17 protein-coding genes are annotated in these 18626 nt (G+C 46.4%); 7 read left to right on the top strand and 10 right to left on the bottom strand.

Translation table 11 applies throughout. The features are described 5' to 3' along the window. Positions 1 to 54 precede the first annotated feature (54 nt). The 4 genes from QUA58_RS23045 to plsY all read left to right on the top strand — a co-directional run bounded on the left by QUA58_RS23045 (position 55) and on the right by plsY (position 3630). The gene (locus QUA58_RS23045) at positions 55 to 849 is read left to right on the top strand and encodes an MlaE family lipid ABC transporter permease subunit (RefSeq protein WP_333253676.1); all 795 of its coding nucleotides are present in this window, start codon (positions 55 to 57) and stop codon (positions 847 to 849) included. A 64-nt stretch (positions 850 to 913) separates the two neighbouring features. Beyond that, a complete protein-coding gene (locus QUA58_RS23040) occupies positions 914 to 1306 on the top strand; it encodes a DUF3119 family protein (RefSeq protein ID WP_333253678.1) in 393 nt (130 codons plus the stop codon). 59 nt (positions 1307 to 1365) lie between these two features. After that, entirely contained in the window at positions 1366 to 2697 is a 1332-nt protein-coding gene (locus QUA58_RS23035) for a DUF3086 domain-containing protein (RefSeq protein WP_333396183.1), read from the top strand. Positions 2698 to 2949: 252 nt separating this feature from the next. Beyond that, entirely contained in the window at positions 2950 to 3630 is a 681-nt protein-coding gene (plsY, locus tag QUA58_RS23030) for a glycerol-3-phosphate 1-O-acyltransferase PlsY (protein ID WP_333396182.1), read from the top strand. A 97-nt stretch (positions 3631 to 3727) separates the two neighbouring features. Here the strand turns inward: plsY and QUA58_RS23025 are convergent, their stop codons facing one another. Continuing rightward, positions 3728 to 4513, bottom strand: a complete 786-nt coding sequence (locus QUA58_RS23025) for a calcium-binding protein (protein WP_333253684.1) — start codon at positions 4511 to 4513, stop codon at positions 3728 to 3730. A 294-nt stretch (positions 4514 to 4807) separates the two neighbouring features. Between QUA58_RS23025 and QUA58_RS23020 the strand changes: the two genes are divergently transcribed. Continuing rightward, positions 4808 to 5989, top strand: a complete 1182-nt coding sequence (locus QUA58_RS23020) for a serine/threonine-protein kinase (RefSeq protein WP_333396180.1) — start codon at positions 4808 to 4810, stop codon at positions 5987 to 5989. A gap of 436 nt (positions 5990 to 6425) precedes the next feature. Further along, a complete protein-coding gene (locus QUA58_RS23015) occupies positions 6426 to 8918 on the top strand; it encodes a bifunctional serine/threonine-protein kinase/ABC transporter substrate-binding protein (RefSeq protein ID WP_333253688.1) in 2493 nt (830 codons plus the stop codon). Between the two features lie 521 nt (positions 8919 to 9439). On the opposite strand, the gene QUA58_RS23010 is transcribed toward QUA58_RS23015, so the two are convergent. The 8 genes from QUA58_RS23010 to der all read right to left on the bottom strand — a co-directional run bounded on the left by QUA58_RS23010 (position 9440) and on the right by der (position 16227). Next, positions 9440 to 9964: a hypothetical protein gene (locus QUA58_RS23010; protein ID WP_333253690.1), complete on the bottom strand. Its 525-nt coding sequence runs from the start codon at positions 9962 to 9964 to the stop codon at positions 9440 to 9442. 16 nt (positions 9965 to 9980) lie between these two features. Further along, complete coding sequence (proC, locus tag QUA58_RS23005) at positions 9981 to 10826, bottom strand: pyrroline-5-carboxylate reductase (protein WP_333253691.1); 846 nt, start codon at positions 10824 to 10826, stop codon at positions 9981 to 9983. Positions 10827 to 11032: 206 nt separating this feature from the next. Continuing rightward, positions 11033 to 11650 carry a cell division protein SepF gene (locus tag QUA58_RS23000; RefSeq protein WP_333315277.1) on the bottom strand — a complete coding sequence of 206 codons (618 nt, stop codon included), beginning with the start codon at positions 11648 to 11650 and terminating at the stop codon, positions 11033 to 11035. Positions 11651 to 11767: 117 nt separating this feature from the next. Further along, positions 11768 to 12433: a YggS family pyridoxal phosphate-dependent enzyme gene (locus tag QUA58_RS22995; RefSeq protein WP_333396178.1), complete on the bottom strand. Its 666-nt coding sequence runs from the start codon at positions 12431 to 12433 to the stop codon at positions 11768 to 11770. A 72-nt stretch (positions 12434 to 12505) separates the two neighbouring features. Continuing rightward, entirely contained in the window at positions 12506 to 12775 is a 270-nt protein-coding gene (gene pipX / locus QUA58_RS22990; protein ID WP_006634205.1) for a transcriptional coactivator PipX, read from the bottom strand. Positions 12776 to 12817: 42 nt separating this feature from the next. Then, on the bottom strand, positions 12818 to 13279 hold the full coding sequence (gene acpS / locus QUA58_RS22985) for a holo-ACP synthase (protein WP_333253695.1): 462 nt from the start codon (positions 13277 to 13279) through the stop codon (positions 12818 to 12820). Positions 13280 to 13582: 303 nt separating this feature from the next. Next, complete coding sequence (locus QUA58_RS22980; protein WP_333253697.1) at positions 13583 to 14578, bottom strand: energy-coupling factor transporter transmembrane protein EcfT; 996 nt, start codon at positions 14576 to 14578, stop codon at positions 13583 to 13585. Between the two features lie 287 nt (positions 14579 to 14865). Then, complete coding sequence (der, locus tag QUA58_RS22975) at positions 14866 to 16227, bottom strand: ribosome biogenesis GTPase Der (protein ID WP_333253699.1); 1362 nt, start codon at positions 16225 to 16227, stop codon at positions 14866 to 14868. A 477-nt stretch (positions 16228 to 16704) separates the two neighbouring features. On the opposite strand from der, the gene QUA58_RS22970 reads away from it, so the two are divergent. Further along, positions 16705 to 17292, top strand: a complete 588-nt coding sequence (locus tag QUA58_RS22970) for an acireductone dioxygenase (protein ID WP_333253701.1) — start codon at positions 16705 to 16707, stop codon at positions 17290 to 17292. A 90-nt stretch (positions 17293 to 17382) separates the two neighbouring features. Here QUA58_RS22970 and QUA58_RS22965 read toward each other — a convergent pair whose 3' ends face one another. Next, positions 17383 to 18201, bottom strand: coding sequence for a hypothetical protein (locus tag QUA58_RS22965; protein ID WP_333253703.1), 819 nt, complete (start codon positions 18199 to 18201; stop codon positions 17383 to 17385). Between the last annotated feature and the right edge of the window lie 425 nt (positions 18202 to 18626).

The following is an 18626-nucleotide window of genomic DNA, read 5'->3' as shown; positions in this document are numbered from 1 at the left end:
TAAGATTTGTAGATAGATTTCATTTTTGGCAGTTGTTCTACACTTGAAATCCCCTTGAGTACCACTACATCTTCGAGCTTAAGTTTGTGGAGTCAGCGGTTGCTGGCAGCAATTTTATTGGGCGGCCAAGTCATGCTGCACTTGCTGAAGGGCAAAATTCACCGCCGTAACACCCTCGACCAAATGGCCGCAGTCGGCCCGGAATCTCTGCTGATTGCTTTGCTGACTGCGGGTTTTGTGGGCATGGTATTTACTATTCAGGTAGCGAGGGAATTTATTAACCTCGGGGCCGGCAATGTCGTCGGTGGCGTTTTGGCTTTGTCTTTGACTCGCGAGCTCGGCCCCGTCTTAACAGCCGTCATCGTGACGGGACGGGTAGGTTCGGCTTTTGCAGCGGAAATCGGCACGATGCAAGTCACAGAGCAGATAGATGCCCTGCTGATGCTCAGAACAGACCCGATCGACTACTTAGTAATTCCCCGCGTCCTGGCTTGCTGCTTGATGCTGCCAATTTTAACGATCATGTGTCTCGTCACCGGCATCATGGGCGGACTGCTGATTGCTACCACGATGTACGGCATCTCTCAAAGCGTGTTTTTAGAATCAGTCCGCAATTTCCTGAGTCTGTGGGATATTTGCAGCGCGGCAATTAAGGCTTTTGTATTCGGTGGTTTGATTGCTGTAATCGGCACTAGCTGGGGTTTGACCACCACCGGCGGGGCAAAAGGCGTCGGTCAATCGACTACTACGGCCGTGGTGACGGCTTTACTGGCTATTTTTATTGTGAACTTTTTCATGACTTGGGTGATGTTTCAGGGGACGGGCTCTAGCGTACTCAAAGGCTTGTAAGCTAGGAAAAAGATAAAATATGAATAATTGGCAACATTCGTTTACTACCCTCTGATTTAAACCCGTGAATACAACTGCCTCTTCGACTGCGCCCACAAGTACGATCGAACTCGCTCCCAGTTATGCGATTCCCCTAGTTTTGGTACTGGCGGCCGTACCGCTGCTGTTCGTGCAGAAGTGGGTGAGTTTGCCACTTTCTGTGTTCGGCTTGTTTCTGATGTACCAAGCCGCCACCATCCGGCTGCAATTTACCCCAACAGATTTGGACATTTATCGATCGTCCAACTTAATCCGCCGCTTTCCTTACCGAGAATGGCAAAATTGGCGGATATTTTGGCCCGCTGTGCCGATTTTGTTCTATTTCAAAGAAATTAACAGCATTCACTTTCTGCCGGTTCTGTTCGATCGTAAAATGCTACAGACCTGCTTAGAACAGCGCTGTCCCCGTCAAGACTAAAAAAGTTGTTAATTTTTAATTTTTAACTTTTCCGTGCCCTACGCCGAACCAAATTTCCCATGAATTCAGACGAATCTCCAACCCAAGAACCGCAACCACAACCAGCCGCCCCAAGCGGTGACGGCGAAGTCGATTTACCCGTGAATGAGAGGGAGTACCAACTTCTATCTCAAACTCGAGATTTGTGGATCGACGAAAATGAGCTGCCAGCCCAACTCCCGCCAGAAACAGACCCGCCGCTGGGCGAGGAAGATGCCGAAATCGCCCAATTCGTGGACGAAGCAGGCGCCGCAGCCCAAATTCCGGCCAACACCGACAATGGCTCCTCAGAAAGTCCGATCGCTCAAAGTTCGCTTCCAATAGACTCCCAGCCAACAGCAACCGCAGAAACGGTAACGCACATCCCAGAAAATGTTACCGAACAGTTGGCCCTGAGAGTCAAAGAATTGCAGCAGCAAGAACAAGCTTTGACAGAAAAAATTTCCGCCTTGGAAGCCGACAAAGCTAATGCTATAGAAGCGTTGGGTTCCGCTCAAGCATCGATCGGGCGTTTGGTACAAGACGGCTTGATTCAACTAGATCACCGCAAACAAGCGCTACAAATCGAAGTAGAAAAACTAGAACGCCGGCGCGATCGAATTCAAAAGGAAATGCGAACAACTTTTGCCGGGGTTTCCCAAGATTTAGCAATTCGAGTTCAGGGTTTCAAAGACTATCTAGTAGGCAGTTTGCAGGATTTGGCCGCCACTGCGGAAATCTTAGATTTGACGCCACCGGTGCAAGAGACACCCAAGCAAATTCCTGCTGAGGAGTCTCAATCCTCAGCAACAGTAAATCCCAGATTTGCCGAACAAGGATTTCAAGAACAAGCCAAACAAATTCGCCGCACCCTCGATCAATACCGCACTCTCCCCGACTACTACGGCCCGCCTTGGCAACTCCGCCGCACTTTTGAACCGATCCACGCGGAACGAGTTTCTAACTGGTTTTTCACTCAAGGAGGAAGGGGCGCTTTGCGGACTATGGGTTCGCGCTTGCAAAATATCTTGATTACTTCGACAATTATTTCTGTGCTCAGAAGCGTCTACGGCGGGCGGGTGCGGACTTTGGTGCTCGCCAACAGTCCCGAACGTTTGGGAGAGTGGCGTCGGGGTTTGCAGGACTGTTTGGGCATTACTCGCAGCGATTTTGGCCCGGAAAGGGGGATTATTATGTTTGAGTCTGCGGAAGCTTTGGCTCAAAAAGCCGATCGACTGGTGAAAGATGGCAAATTGCCGCTAATTGTCATTGATGAAACTGAGGATTTAATTAGTTTGTCACTGCTGCAATTTCCGCTGTGGTTGGCCTTTGCTTCTGACCCGCAAACTTTGACGACGGCTAAGGATTTTTGATTGGGTAATAATTGGTAATTGGTAATTGGTAATTGGTAATTGCTAATTGCTGATTGGATAGGCGGAAAAAACACACAATATCTTGTAGGGGCGGGTTTAGCTAATAATCTATGAGACAAGCCACTTTATGAAGGCAAAACCCGCTCCTCCCCATGTAATGTTTATTTGTACCACCTACTTAATTGCTAATTGCTAATTATGCTAGGGGAAAGGTTGCAAATTGTAAAAATACACGAAATCTCAAATAAAAAAATGGCTAGCTGGATAATTTTAAATGGCGCATTGCTAATAGCAGCTTATCTGCTAGGTTCGATTCCGACTGGGTACGCCTTGGGGAAATGGATGCTGGGAATTGATATTCGAGAGGTTGGTTCGGGTTCGACTGGTGCGACTAACGTATTGAGGACTTTGGGGAAGTGGCCGGGGTTGGGGGTGTTGCTGGTTGACGTGTTGAAGGGGGTAAGTGCGATCGTCCTAATCCGCTACATTTATTCTCTCACTTTTACCCAGCAGCTAGCAACCGCCGCCGGTTTAGAAAATACTGCAACTCTCCTCCCTTGGATGGCAACTTTGGCTGGTTTTTCTGCTGTTTTAGGCCACAGCAAATCAATCTGGCTGGGGTTTACCGGCGGCAAATCTGTGGCGACGAGTTTGGGAGTTTTGCTGGGTTTGTACTGGCCTGTTGGTTTGGGAACTTTCGGAATTTTCGGGATAGTATTTGCGGTATCGCGAATTGTCTCTTTAAGTTCGATTATCGGGGCAATTAGCGTTGCTGGATTGATGTTTGCTTTACATCAGCCCCTGGCTTATGTATTGTTTGGCATTGCGGGTGGCGTATTTGTAATTGTGCGGCATCGCAGCAATATTCAGCGTCTGCTGAACGGTACTGAACCGAGGATTGGAGAGAAATTGGAAACAGCAGCTAGCGATTAATAATTAGTATTGTTGTACCGCTGGTTGCAGATTACCATTTCTCTGTCCCATCTTCGATTTAAGCTTTTGGAGGAGGCTTTGCAGCGCATTCTACAGCTTAGAATCCCTGAGCAGAGATAATACTCCCTTGAATCTCAGCCACACTTACATTTGCCACAAAGCCTACTATGTCGCCGGAATTCCTAACTTTAATTAGAGTGCCTTGACTCTGTATCGGTTGAGGATCGAATACACCTGGCGCGAAAACTTGATTGAAACTTTCTGGTGCATCAAACCCCAATAAGAGTGTCACGTTTGTCACGTATTGCAAGTCTACATCGCTAGCAGTCAAACCGCCTGCCAATCCAATTCGATCGGCACCTACTCTGAAACCTGCAATAGCATCGGCATTATTGACATCTGTAACTCCGGGTTCTGCTTGGAGGACGTACAAGTTGCTGCCCCCGATTTTGATTGAATTATTTTCATTCAAGGCGGCTAAAAAGTCGCGACCCAAACCTCCCACCAGAGTGTCATTTCCGTTACCGCTGGCTAAGAAATCATTGCCTCTACCGCCCAAGAGAATATCGTTTCCCGCATCACCCGTAAGCAAATCTGCATCTTGACCGCCGCTGAGAGAGTCATTTCCCTCATTTCCTTCAAGTAGATCTATTCCTTTTCCCCCAAATAAAGAATCGTTGCCCAACTCCCCGCTGATAATATCTTCCCCTTCATTGCCAAATATCAAATCATTAGCTGTTGAGCCGGTGACTAGATCGTCACCTCCGAGCATCCAACCTCCCAAAGGAAAATTAGTTGCATCTGCGATCGACAAAGTAACGACTTCGGATGTATTGTCGCCAATTAATCGCCGCTGTTCTGACGGATCGGGTTTTAAAGCCATAAAAAATTTCCGCGTAAAATCTCGGATGTCAACATGATTAAATAAGCCTCTCTCAAAGTCAATTCATATATTCATAACTTTGAGTTCATAAAAGTCATAACCTTGAGTTCATAAAAGTCATATTTGTGAAAATATGTTGCAAAGGGTAGACAAAAGAGCCAATATCATAATAGTCATAGATTCATCGAACAGGATTTGCCAACATTTAGGGCTAAATACGCGATCGACCGAAGTGAAAATTTCTCGGCGTCTGTCTGCACAAGTTCTGTAAAAATAACGAATAGTGTGAAACTTATGAATGCGGAATCAGCCACAATCGTTCGGGTGAGTGTACAAGAAGCAGCCCACCTTCTAGATAATTTGGTATGCGAACACAGAGGCGAACATTTGAGCCGCTTGCAGCAGACAATTATTGAAGGAGCTTTAGAGGGTTTCACTTACCAAGAAATTCGGGAAAATTATGCGATCGCGCGCGGATATACAGTACACTACTTGGCGCGATATGTTGCTTACCATTTGTGGAAATTGCTGACAGAGGTATTGAGGAATGCAGGAATTGTTGGGCCAGAAGAAAGAGTTCGCAGAGCAAATTTGTGGGACAGCGCGATGAGAGTAGCACAGCAAAGCGTGCAGTCGGAATCTGTACAAAAAAATCCACCCCCTGTACCGCCAGATCCGATGCTGGAGAGAAAACTGCGAATGCGTTACCGAATTACCGAACATTTGGTGAGTACCGAATTTAGCGATACCTATCTTGGTGAAGATGAAGATGTTCCCGATCGCACTTTTTGTGCAGTCAAACGCTTGAAAAGTCAGTCGAGCGAAACCACACAGCGGTTTGAGCGGGAAGCGCGAGTTTTGCGAAGGTTGGGCAAGCACGATCGCATACCGGAACTGTTAGCTCGTTTTGAGGAAGAGGGATATTTCTATTTAATAAATCAATTCATCGAAGGGCAACCTTTGAGTCAAGAATTGAGCGACGGTAAACCCTGGCAAGAACAGGAAGTCTCTGCTTTATTGCAAGATATTTTAGAAATTCTCGCCTTCGTTCACCAGCACGATGTCATCCACCGCGACGTTCACCCTCACAACTTAATTCGGCGGGCTGCTGACGGCAAAATGGTGTTAATTGATTTCGGGGCAGTTAAAGAAATTAACCTCTCGCAGAATAGTCGGGGTCAAACGAAATCGCGGGGCGGAACTCACAGAGATTATATGCCGGCGGAACAAGCACATGGTTCGCCGAAATTGTGCAGCGACCTCTACGCTGTCGGTTTGCTGGGAATTCAAGCCCTGACGGGTTTGCCTCCTAAAAAACTCAAAGTCAATCCCGATACTGGCGATATTATTTGGCGGGAAAAAGCAGAGGTTAGTTCGCCGTTTGCCTGCTTTTTAGACAACATGGTGCGCTACCATTTTCCGCTGCGTTACCCGTCAGCAACCGAGGCACTCCAAGCTTTGCAAAACTTACAGTAACGCCGCCCTAAAAGCGCGGTAACGAAACCGCCGCTATACGCCGGCGTTACATACTTGTAAGTTAATCTCTTTGACATACTCACCGACCTGAAGGTACGGTGATTCTTAAGCCTCGCGACTTAAGTTTCTGCTTCTTCGCAACTGCCTCCACCCTCAAAGAGTTTTGGTCTTATGTTCGCTCCACAGACTAACCCCGCAAGCCCTGCGGTTTTTACGTGTCGAATACCAAACGGAATTCTTCGTAGTTGTGATTCTAGGGTTAGACTTCCATTGCCCTATCCTCTTTTCCCGGTCTACCGATTTTGCTTCGCCGCCAGCACAAGGCTGAACTTCGCTCGTATAGGCTGTTTGATCCATCGTCTCGGGTGGGTCGTTGACCAATTACATTCTAATATAAAGCCGTCCTAAAAGGACGGGGTTTCTACCCAAATTTGTGATGAACCCGTCCCCGCCCGATGGTAAAATTAATATCAACGAGTGTGGCGAGTCGAGAGATTGTAAAAAACTTATGTGCCTGAATCCAGGGGATATTCTGCGCGATCGCTACCGAATTATCGGTCAATTAGGGCAGGGAGGGTTTGCCAAAACCTATACGGCTAACGACGCTTTAGGCAGCCCCGGAAATCCCCTGTGTGTCGTCAAAGAAATTCCGCCGCCTCAATCTAAGGATGGGCGGCTGTTGGAGGAAGCACAACAGCAATTTGAAAGAGAAGCTAGAACCCTCAGACACCTGGATAATTGTGCGCGCATTCCCACGTTAATCGATCGCTTCCAAGAAAATGAAAAATTTTACTTGATCCAAGAATACATCGAAGGAAATCCGCTGAACAAAGAGATCGGTTCAGGCAGGCAGTTTGAGGAGTCAGAAGTTATTGATTTATTGCTGGACATTTTGTCAGTTTTAGATTTCGTCCACTCTCAAGGGATTATTCACCGCGATCTGAAACCGTCAAACTTAATCCGGTGCAAGCTTGACGGTAAAATTGCGGTGATTGATTTTGGGGCTGTAAAAGCGATCGGCACTTTGGCGATCGAGAACGGTCAAATAACTCAAACTCGTGCCGTTGGTACAGAGGGTTATATGCCCGCGGAACAGTGGCAAAATCAGCCAAGGTTTAACAGCGATATCTATGCTGCGGGAATCATCGGTATCCAAGCGATCGCGGGGTTAGATATTGAAGACTTTTTGCATCATAAAAAAACTGGGGAACTCGTCTGGCATTACTCCACTGGCGATCGCCCGATCGTCCAAATTAGCGACAAACTGAAAAAAGTTTTAAATAAGATGGTGCGCTACCACTTTAACGATCGCTATCAATCTGTTGCTGATGTTTTGCAGGATTTGCGATCGCTAGCGGAATCTCCCTCACCGCAGTCGAGAGTACAGCAGCCGCCACGCAAGCGCAGCAGGAAATTGAGAGTTATTCTGCCAATTAAGACTGCCACAGTTGCAGCGGAATATTCGATGATCGCCAGTGACAGCAGGACACCTTTGGCCTCAAACCCTCGTTTAGTCCTCCCAGAGGGTTTAAGCGCCGGAGAAAAAATTCTCCTGACAAGTTCTCGTCCTCGGTTAAAGCAAAGAGGAGTTAAAGAATTTGCAGCTTCAAATTCAGAGAAAGCTTTTAATTTATTCAAAGAATCGTGGCAGAAAGAATACGGCAAAGATCCAGAAACTTTAATTTACACGAACAATGCTTGTCTGGAGAGCGGCAACGATCCTTATTACACAATTGCTGTAGCCCTTCCCATTTGTCGGAGAAATCCGGACAGTTTTGCTCAGCTTGGTTCTCAGGCGAAAGAATTTCTGCGCGGAGTGGCTCAAGCGCAAACAGAAGTTAATTTGGGACTGTCTAATGCTAGCGATCGGGACTTTCCAGGTCGGGGTTTTTTACCAAGTACAGCCATTAACGGCAAAGGACTTAAAGTCATTATTGCTGACGATTCGAATGATGAAGAAGAGGCAAAAAAAAGAGCAATTTCATTGGTTGATCGACCGGAGATTTTAGCAGTTGTCGGTCACGCTAGCAGCGAGATGACGATGCACGCCGTAGATATTTACCATAACAATAATCTGGTTTTAATTTCTCCGGGTGCAGCCACGGAAGAGCTGACATACGAGCCTAAAAAAAATTTCTTTCGCACTCAATATACGACCTGTTTAATCGCTAGAGATTTAGCGAAATACCTCCTAGAAAAAAATCAAAAACAAGTAGCAATTTTATACAATCAGGAAAGCCCATTCGGCGCATCTTTTGTGGAAGAGTACAAAAAATATTTTCGAGATGCCCGAGGAGGAAAAATAGTCTGGATTCGCGATTTCGATATATCTAAAACAGACTTCAATGCCGAAAGAGCAATAAAGGAAATCCAGGCTAACGGAGAAACTGCGATCGTGTTAGTTCCAGACCTTCATGTTACCAGATCCCTAAACAACGCCTTTGAGATAATAAAACTTAACGGCTCTCGCAATTGGATTGTCGGGTCATGGATGCTGATGTGTCCGCAAATGTTGGAATTTGCTTCCCAGCAACCGCAAAAGTTGTTGGAAAAACTCATCTTTTCTGTGGGCTGGCATCCCTTAAGTAGTCCAAACAAAGAATTTCCCCAACAGGTTCGATCGCTGTGGGGAGAAGAGGGAAATACCCGCCTAGCCTTTGCTTACGATGCGATTCGCGCGCTCGTAAAAGCATTGGAAATGCAGCCAAAACCCAGCCGCGAAGGAATGCAACAAATGCTTTCATCTCCTGATTTTAGCGCAGAGGGAGCAACAGGAACCATTGAGTTTAACTCGCAGACAAATGGCGATCGCAAAAATCCTCCCAGCGATTTAGTACATATTGTAGAATGTCCCAAAGAGCGGTTCGGTCTCGCTTTTGTTCCCGTCAAATATCCGACAGCGGAGGCGGCTCGTTTAAAGTGCGAGTGAACTCATATCAAATCCGGTAGCATCCCAATTATAAAGTGCGAGCGTCCTCGCTCGCGATCCACGCCGCGAGCGAGGACGCTCGCACTAAAATTATCAAACATAGGATTCGGATGCTACCGGAAACGATATCACGGACGATCGATTCAATTGTTCGGAGGAACAGCCTCGCCAGCGATTCCGCCCGCGATATCAAGGAGATTCTGGTTATTTTTGCACTCTCCCAATAGCGCTTAATAAAATACCTAAAATTTTCCCCACATCTCTCAGGTAATATTCGATCGGATCGATATAAATAAGGTAATTGCTCAACCCCCCCCTACGGACAAAAATAAAATCTCTGAAACCCTTTGTAGGCAAGTATTCCAAAGTTTGAACACAATTATTTCATTTTTCCGTTTTGATCGCTAAAACCCTCATTCTCTCGTTGATTTTATTGAAGAAGAAGCTTTTTGCTTAAAATTCACAATCTGAAACTGTCTCGCTTGAGGCAGTTTCAGGGGAGGGGGGTAGTTGAGCAATTACTAAATAAGATTGCCCTCTAATTTCAAAAACCTCCATACAGTACCCGATGTCACGGTTCCATAAATAGTTGGAATGTTATTTCCTTCCTGTTCGTTAAATAACCGAGCAGCTAACATCTCGGCACCGCACTGCCCCAACCCTGCTTTAATATCTTCTTTTTTAGCTTCTACAAGGGCAATTACAGGAGCGCTGATAAATAGGCGTTCCGGCGACAAACTTACCAAAAAATCGCAGGTTCCGTTCAATCCTTTTTCAGGATCTACATTAAATTCCGAGCCGGAAAATAAACTAATTTGATAATTTACTTGCCGCCTAACTTCAAGTAAAATCGGTGCGACAATCAGTTCTGAACGAGCTTTTTCTGTATTGATGTCTACTGCTAATCCTGAATTTTCTAGCAACCACGATTTAAGATTTTCGCTAGGCTCTACTTCTGGCGCATCGCCAAATAAATCTTGGTTTTCATTGAGAGTTAAATCGAATTGCTTGACAAGTTCCTTCAACTTGAAGTCGCTATAAGCCATCTTAAATTCTCTGTTGTTATTTACCCAATTCTTGAGAACGCAAACAAGCTGCTTTCACTGCTTCGATCAGCGCCGAACGAAAGCCGTTACTCTCTAATTTAGCAATACCCGCAATAGTTGTGCCGCCGGGACTTGTAACTCGATCTTTCAATTCTGCTGGGTGCATTCCCGTTTCTTGCAATAGCTTCGCCGTACCGAATACAGTTTGCAAAGCTAATTGAGAGGCGATCGCCCGTGGCAAACCTGCACAAACTCCGCCATCTGTCAAGGCCTCGATCAAAATTGCTACATAACCAGGCCCGGAACCAGAAAGCCCTGTCACCGCATCCAGCATACTCTCAGGCACTTCTACCACTTCTCCCACAGCCCCAAAGATGCGCTTTACCAATTCTAAATCAGCCGGTTGCACAAGTTTTCCCGGAGCGATCGCGCTCATGCCCGCCCCCACCGTTGCCGGAGTATTCGGCATCACACGCAGCACTCCCCGCCCGGGAAAAGCTGGTTCGAGCTTGCTGAGTGGCACTCCTGCCAAAATCGACACTACCAGCGCTTCTGGCTGGGAATTAGCCGTTTCTCCATTATTTCCCTGTTTGCGATCGGCTGCCACAGCCAACTCCAAAGCCACCGTATCAAAAACTTGCGGTTTAATCGCCAAAAACAGCACTTCTGTAGCGACAGCAACTTCTAGATTGCTGGCTGTTGTTCCAATCCCGTATTTCTCAGTTAAAAACTCGCGGCGCTTTACCCCAGGCTCGCTCACCAATATTTCTGAAGGCAAATAAACTTTTTCTGCTATTAAGCGGGATAAGAGAGCTTCTCCCATTACCCCGCCGCCGATCGTACCAAATTTTATGTTAGTCATTAGTCACTTTTGAGTTATCAGTTATCAGTTGTCAGTTGTCAGTTGTCAGTTGTCATTGGTTACTTAATTGTTAGCTAATGTTATTAATCTGCAGTGTTTATTCCACAGTTATTAGCTGTTAACTACTGTCAACTGTCAACTGTCAACTGTCAACTGTCAACTAACTACTGTCAACTGTCAACTGTCAACTGTCAACTGTCAACTAACTACTGAGCGATTGGAGCTTGTTCTGCCGGCCAGACTGTCGGTGCAGGAGCAGCAGCACGGGGCCGTCCTTGAGCAGGAGGCACTTCGTGAACCACACCAGACTGAGTTCTCACCTGTACGCAGCTAGGCGTAAACAAGAAAATACTTTCGCCAATTCGCTCTTGATGACCGTCAAGGGCATAAGTACCGCCCGCCACAAAGTCCACAGCTCTTTGCGCTTGGTCTGGGTCCATCACCGTCAGGTTCAAAACCACAGACTTCCGTTCCTTAAGAGCTCGAATTGCTGCCGGCATCTCTTCAAAAGTGCGCGGCTCCATTACTACAACTTCCGAAATCCCGTTCATAGCTCCAGGCATTCCAATCACGTTATTCATTACTGACCCTACTCCCCCGGTTGGTGCAACAACATCCATACCTGTCGATCCTACTACTGACCGCTCTCGCATTCTACGATTTTGACGACGTTCTTCTTCTGCTGCTGCGACGGCAGCGGGGTTCGGTTCAGGCGCTTGGTAGAAGTTCTGATAGCGCTCCCCTTCCGTTTCGTCGTACACGTCATCGTACTCAGGCTCATTGTTGATGCCTACAAAATCTCGCAGTTTAGAAAAAATATTCATGATTCACGCTCCTTCACGACTTTGCTGCCCCGACTATACTCGCGTTGCGCGTTAGTCGCGGGTGGCTGACTACTCTATATTTACCCCAAATTGTCTTTATCAGAAGATTTCAATTATTTATCCCCTCCTAGAGCCAAATAAGGTTTGTCCTAGCCGTACCATAGTAGCACCTGCTTGAATTGCCAAATGATAATCTCCCGACATCCCCATCGAGAGCTGCTGCATTTGAATGCAGGGCAAATTTTGCTGCTGGATTTTGTCAGCAAGTTCGCGAGTGCTGTTAAATAATTCTAGGATTTGCGAGTCATCTAATCCCAGCGGAGGAATTGTCATCAAACCTTGAATTTTGATATGCTGACATTTGTTGAGTTCTGGAAGGTCGGCCAGCAGTTCTGGAACGCTCCAGCCGTATTTGTCCGGGTCTGGCAACATTTTGACTTGCAGGCAGACTTGGGGAGAGCAGGACATTTCCCCCGCCAAGCGCGAAAGTCGCTGAGCGATTTTTAAATTGTCGAGAGAGTGAATCCACTGGAAATGCTCTAGGGCTTTGGCGGCTTTGTTGGCTTGCAAGTGGCCGATCAAGTGCCAGTTGATATCCGGTAAATCTTGCAGTTGGCTTTGTTTTTCGGCAGTCTCTTGAACCTTACTCTCGCCAAAATCCCGGATACCGGCATCATAAGCTTCCCGGATAGCATCAGTCGGTACCTGTTTGGTAACGGCAATTAACCGCACTGATTCGGGCAATAGTTGGCGAATGCTGTTAATTCGAGAGGCAATGGTCATGGGTACTCAACGCTCTTGACTGGAGGAAAGGAAAATTAAGAGAGTTACCAATTAACAAATTACTGATTTTCGTTATTGAAACGTGCGCTGGTGAATGGTCTGCAATTGGTCGTACTCCTGATATTGACCGCTGCGGCGCAGGGTTCGCAGGCGAATTTCGACCATGAGGCGAGCATCGGAGCGGCTGATTGGTTCAAATCTCAGCCCGCCCGGGCCGTTTGTCACCAAAAAAAACAGGCGCTGAGCGTATAGGGTGGTAAATAATTCTTGGCTGTCTTCAACCTGGGATACCCTGAAGAGGAGGCCAAAGTTTGGATGATTCAGGTAAGTTTCGGTAGTCATTCACGCTCACAATCGATCAATTTTAGATTAAAGATTTAGATTTTAGATTTTAGTTTCGCTTGCGAATCGCCCGACGGCGTTGTTTGACGGCGGGGTACAAAGGGCTATCGCCGTAGCCGTGCAATAGTCTCCGTCGTGGCTGAGGCTCAATTGCCACTGGCAATTTCCCCAAACAGAGGCTTGTGCTGCTGCGGTTCCGTGCAGTTGCACATTGGGAGCACCGTTTTGGGAGCGCCGAATTTCCACATCTGCATACCGTATTCCCCGCCATCCCGTGCCTAGAGCTTTGACAACGGCTTCTTTTGCTGCCCAGCGCCCCGCTAGTTGGTTGCAGGAAACTCGATTCATTTTACCTTTAATGCTGCTGTGTTGAGAATTTAGTTGCCCGCAATCCCTTTGTTCGGCGGGCGTGTAAACTTTTTCGAGGAAGCGATCGCCAAACCGGTCTAATGCGGCTTGAATGCGGGGAACATATACGATATCTGTCCCAAGATAGATGTTCAAGGTCTTGGTTCTCTAAATATTTATCTCCATTACTTTAGCAGGACTTAGGCGTGGGAGCATCTCATAGGATTTTAGATTTTAGATTTTAGATTTGGGGATGACTGACTGGATATGGGTTTGGAGTCCACCTACAGTTGTATTCTTATTTGAAACTGGTATCAATTTTGCTTTGATAGGTGGCCGATACCCGTCAAGCATAAATAGTTTGATTTCCGTACTATGCAACTGTCAACTGTCAACCCTTCTCCCTTGCTCTTCGGGCAAGCTGTCAACCGTCAACTGTCAACCGTCAACTGTCAACCGTCAACTGTCCCAACCCCAAGCCAAGCGGGCGCTCCAGAGGACGAGCAAGCAGCCGAGGGCGATCCAGTCTCGGATTTTCAATTGCAACTGGTGCCATTCTACACGGTGTCGATCGGGACTGGTGAAGCCGCGAACTTTCATGGCGCTGGCAATTTGTTCAGCTCGCAGGAGCAAGTTTTCTAACAGCCGCTCAGCTATCATCAACCACACTTGAGCGGCGCTGCGAAATCCGAGTTTTTTCCAGTTTATCGCTCGGGTTCTGACCGATCGCACTAAATTTTGTATTTCTTCCAATACTAGGGGAATGAATCGCAAAGATAAAGTTAATGTTAAGGCTATTTCGGTAACAGGCCAATTCAAGCGGCGCAGCGGCTGCATTAAGTTTTCAATGGCGCTGGTGATTTCTTCGCTGGCTGTGGTAAGGAGATAGAGGTTGGTGCTGTAAATTACTGTAAAAAATAGGGTGCTGACGTTGATAGCTAAATCTAGGGATTTGCGGGTGATTTTAATCGGGCCTTGTTTGAGTACAACGTAACGGTAGTTTGTGGGTTGGGGGAGTTGATTTGGGCTTTGGGCTTTGGGATTGGGGATTGGGGAGTTTGAGCCTAAGTTAAAAGGTTTGTACCAGGGTTTGGGCTCTTCACGGGGTGGAAGAGTTGCGGGCTGTTGGGAAAAGGTTAATTCGTCGGCGGGGATGCGGGGCTGGTGTTCTGAGGGGAGTCCGTCGGGGGCGATCGCGCTGAGGCAAAATACTAATAGACAGAATAGCAGCAGCATTCCCATTTGCTGTTTCCACACGCGCAAGGGAATTGCTGCGGTTAGTGTCAGTACGATTAACATTCCTACTAGCATCAACCGCCAGATGGGATTGGCGAGTATTGGCGCAATCAGAAATGTCATCAACCAGGCTAGTTTTACGCGAGAGTCTAGCCGGTGAAGCCAGGTTACTGGTTGTTCTAGGTAGAGTCCGATAGGAAGCGAGCGAAGTAAATCCATGTTGTCGATTTGAGATTTTTAATAATATCAATAGACCTCTTGCATTCATTCCAAAATTATCTTGAAATTATCTGCGTTTGTCTGTGTTTATCTGCCTTATATCTGCGGTTTCTGTATCAAGAAAGGACTTATACAAGAGATCTAATTTATTGAACTGCGAAGACGCAGTACGCGAAGCGGTGCGTAAGCACTAGGACGCGAAGTAAGAGAAAGAAGGAAAAAAAAGAAAGAAACGCAATTTGCTTTGATTATTAAACTGCGTTTTTTCTTTAATCTAAAATCTAAAATTACTTGACGCGCAGTGCTCTGTTGGTTGTGCTAATTTCGGTGGCACGAACTTTTTTGCCTCTCCAAAGTAGTCGCATTGGTGTACCGGTAAAGCCTAGGTGTTTTCGGAATTGGCTTTCCATGTAGCGACGGTAATTTTCAGTGAATCGTTTGGGATCGTTGACAAACAGCGCAATCGTCGGTGGCTGCGATCGCACTTGAGTACCGTAATAGATTTTGCCTTGTTTTCCTTGGCGGGTAACTGGGGCTGAGTGCCAGCTTGTGGCTTCTTCTATGACTTCGTTAATCACGGCGGTGGGGACGCGACGCTTGTGTTCGTCGGAGGCTTTGTCTACTAATTCAATGATTTTTTCAACTCGCTGTCCACTCATGGCGCTGACAAAGATCATTTCTGCCCAGTCGAGGAAATACAGTTTAGTTCTTGCTGTTTTTTCGTACTCGTAGATGGTGTCGTTGTCCTTTTCTATGGCATCCCATTTGTTGATGACGATGATGCAGGCTCGACCTTCTTGGCTGATGCGATCGGCTAATTTTTGATCTTGATCAGTAACGCCGTCAATTGCGTCAATGACTAGCAGTATGACATCGGCGCGGCGGATGGCTTTGAAAGCGCGGTTGATTCCGAAAAATTCGGCACCATATTCGACGTTTTTCTTTTTGCGAATTCCGGCTGTGTCGATCAGGCGGTAGGTTTGACCGTTGCGTTCTACTATGGTGTCAATTGCGTCGCGGGTTGTGCCGGAAATTGGGCTGACTATGGCGCGGTTTTCTCCGAGAAATGCGTTTAGCAAGCTCGATTTGCCGACGTTGGGACGACCGATTATTGCTACTTTTATTTCATCTACTTCTGGCTCTACTTCTGTGGGAAGGTAAGTCATTAATTGGTCTAGCAATTCACCGGTGCCGTTACCGTGAATCCCGGAAATGGGGTAAGGTTCTCCCAGTCCCAATGTCCAAAAGTCTGCTGCTTGGGTGAGTCCTGTATTTTCCGATTCGCATTTGTTGACGGCGAGAATGATCGGGACTTTTTGCACCCGCAGCCAAGAGGCGATGGATTCGTCGCCGCCTGTGAGTCCGGTTTTTCCGTCTACTACGAAAATGGCTGCGCTGGCTTCTGCGAGGGCGGCCATTGCTTGTTCGCGAATTAAAGGCAAAAATTCTGTCTCGTCGTCGAATACTAGCCCGCCGGTGTCTACGACTTGATATTCCCGATCGCCCCAGTATGCTGGTCTGTAAGTGCGATCGCGCGTGATTCCTGGTTCGTCGTGGACGATCGCGTCTTGGCTGTTGGCTAAACGGTTGACGATCGTCGATTTGCCTACATTGGGGCGTCCAATAATAGCAACTATAGGTAGAGACATAAAAGTAGCAGCAATTAGGCTGCGCCGTAATTTTGAGGTTTAGTCTTGTATTGTAAGCGAAACTGACCGGAATTTTATAGATTGAGGCTGTGTTTCTGTCTTTTCATGCTGTAGGCGGTGTTTTACCAAAAAAAATTGGTTTAAAGCCGGAACCCATAAGCGGGAGAAATTAAAAGAAGACTATTCATTACTCCAATCCTCTTCCTTCCAGGTAGAGGTCGCTATCTTGCGGTCAACTGTCAACTGAACGATCGCCCGTTTAAACATTGAACCCTAAAAAATAGGCACAGCCTATGGATCTGCATTCCCAGCCAGACTCTGAGAATTAGAAATAAAACTTAAATAACTCAACAAATCATCTCATCTGTGGTAATTCTTTGATGATTATGAGGGTAGATATAGGATTTTAGCGATCGGCTATTATTGAAAAAAGCAGGAGTTTAGTTTTTGACCCAAGCTTAAAACAGCAGCTTAAAAATGGAAACTAAATTTCCCTCAAAGCTCAACACATTAGGTGGTAATATGGCTGTTCTGCAACTAGAAGACGGTAGAACATATACGGATATCCGGGCGATCGCGAGTCAACTGGCAGTTTTAAATATTGAGATCGATTCCCTGCCCACAAACGAAAATCCGGCGTTTCAAGAATTGCTGGTTCAAGACATTCTCAATGTTACAGAAAAACAGCAGATTCTCGCAGCATTTAATAGCGAGTTTGAAAAGTTTAAGCGCGTCAGCGGATATCAGTGGTGCGACTTAAAAGTGCTGCATCCAGGTTCGCAGCAGATTTACGCGCTGATGACTCAAAGCGATCGCACTCATACCCACACAGATGCAGAAGTTCTTCACATTTTAGCTGGGGAATGCGTTTTTGGGTTTGTGTATTCTAACGGCTCTCAGGTAAAATTAATGCTGCAAGCTGCAGAATACATTAAAGTGCCTGCCAATACCGAACATTGGTTTTATCTCACTCCGTCGCTGTACTTGAAAGCCTTGCAGTATTACACCAGTGCTCAAGGCTGGGTTCCTCAGTATACTAACAGGAAACTAAAAATTAAAAACTAAATGTAGGGTGCGCTTCGGCGCACCTTCCTCTATCAAAATAGGCAATTGAAATGGCAACTCAAGAAAGAAAAACTATCTCTAAGACTAGAATTAAATGCTCTCTACTTCATTAGGGGCGGCCATTTCAATTTCTTCGCAACGCTGCAAAAGCGCTTCTATTTCCTGAGCTAAAAAAATTACTTCCGGCCAAGAAGAACCGTTAATTAAATCTTGAGCGTGAGCTAATTTGTTTCTCAATGCTTCTGCTGACTTTAAAAAACGCTCCCCGTAGCGTTTGGATTTGAGCCCCAGCCGATCGACTATTTCAGCAGAAGTCAGGATTAAATCTCGCTTGTCGCAGAATTGCAGGTAATCGATTAAGTCAATTGCTTCATTTCGCGATCGCCCCGATTCCCAAAGGTGTTTGGCGGCTAAGATGCGATCGCCCTTAAGCAATTTTTGCCAAGAATCTTGGGGAAAGTAAATCCGCACGATTCGCAATAAATTCATTTCCAGAAGCGTCACCAATCCAAACAGCAGCATCCGCACCGGTGCTTTTTGCAAATCGCCGCAGGTAACGATACCGTTGATCCTGTTACTTTCCAAGACAAATAATCTGGGTTTTTCTCGCAGCAGCGGCAGCAATTCCATTAAAGGAGTGGCGGCGGCGATTAATTGTGAGGGGTGAAAAATTTGCTGGTAGTCGCTGCACTTGCCTGTCATTAAGTGCGATCGTTCTACATAGCCGCAAACCGTGCCCTTTTCTTCGATCCCCAGCACGTCAAAATCGCGGGCCTCCATCCACGATCGCAATTTAGCTGCATCTTCGCAAGCGGGTACAGATTTTAGCGGTTCCGCCAGATATTTAACTGTAATGCTGTCTTTGAATAAATCCCGCAAGTCGGCGGAACTTGATTTTAAATGTTTCATCTATTTTAAATTGCAAAAAAAATTATCATTGTCGATCGCCTCCTCAATCGCGTGATTTGCCTCTTTTGCGCGATCGGCTTCTGGGAACCATTGATGCCATATACTTTGTTTACTCGATTTTTCAAAGTAGACTTGAGTTGCATAAATATTCCATCGCTCAGTTAACCGCAGATTTCAAGCGGATAAACACTGATGGACGCAGATTCATTCTATGATTGAAAGCGATTGAGTGCAACTCAAGTCTACTGAATGCGATCGCTCCACCACTCCTTGACAATCGCGTCTATATACTTTCAATAGACCTCTTGCAAAAATCCTTTTCATCAGTTAATGGGACGGGCTCTCCGGCCCATCCCACAAGAAAAAATCACTCTTGTGGGATGGGCCGGAGAGCCCGTCCTAATTATTTTTGCAAGAGGTCTAAT

Origin of the sequence: Microcoleus sp. N9_A1 (assembly GCF_036701795.1) — a bacterium.
Taxonomy (GTDB): Bacteria; Cyanobacteriota; Cyanobacteriia; order Cyanobacteriales; family Microcoleaceae; genus Microcoleus.
Note: the sequence above shows the minus strand (reverse complement) of the source record. Positions and strands in the feature narration are given on the sequence as shown.

Coding starts and splice junctions, on each gene's coding strand:
- QUA58_RS23035 (WP_333396183.1), top strand. CDS start 1,366: ATGAATTCAGACGAATCTCCAACCCAAGAACCGCAACCACAACCAGCC.
- plsY (WP_333396182.1), top strand. CDS start 2,950: ATGGCTAGCTGGATAATTTTAAATGGCGCATTGCTAATAGCAGCTTAT.
- QUA58_RS23025 (WP_333253684.1), bottom strand. CDS start 4,513: ATGGCTTTAAAACCCGATCCGTCAGAACAGCGGCGATTAATTGGCGAC.
- QUA58_RS23020 (WP_333396180.1), top strand. CDS start 4,808: ATGAATGCGGAATCAGCCACAATCGTTCGGGTGAGTGTACAAGAAGCA.
- QUA58_RS23015 (WP_333253688.1), top strand. CDS start 6,426: ATGAACCCGTCCCCGCCCGATGGTAAAATTAATATCAACGAGTGTGGC.
- QUA58_RS23010 (WP_333253690.1), bottom strand. CDS start 9,964: ATGGCTTATAGCGACTTCAAGTTGAAGGAACTTGTCAAGCAATTCGAT.
- proC (WP_333253691.1), bottom strand. CDS start 10,826: ATGACTAACATAAAATTTGGTACGATCGGCGGCGGGGTAATGGGAGAA.
- QUA58_RS23000 (WP_333315277.1), bottom strand. CDS start 11,650: ATGAATATTTTTTCTAAACTGCGAGATTTTGTAGGCATCAACAATGAG.
- QUA58_RS22995 (WP_333396178.1), bottom strand. CDS start 12,433: ATGACCATTGCCTCTCGAATTAACAGCATTCGCCAACTATTGCCCGAA.
- pipX (WP_006634205.1), bottom strand. CDS start 12,775: ATGACTACCGAAACTTACCTGAATCATCCAAACTTTGGCCTCCTCTTC.
- QUA58_RS22980 (WP_333253697.1), bottom strand. CDS start 14,578: ATGGATTTACTTCGCTCGCTTCCTATCGGACTCTACCTAGAACAACCA.
- der (WP_333253699.1), bottom strand. CDS start 16,227: ATGTCTCTACCTATAGTTGCTATTATTGGACGCCCCAATGTAGGCAAA.
- QUA58_RS22970 (WP_333253701.1), top strand. CDS start 16,705: ATGGAAACTAAATTTCCCTCAAAGCTCAACACATTAGGTGGTAATATG.
- QUA58_RS22965 (WP_333253703.1), bottom strand. CDS start 18,201: ATGAAACATTTAAAATCAAGTTCCGCCGACTTGCGGGATTTATTCAAA.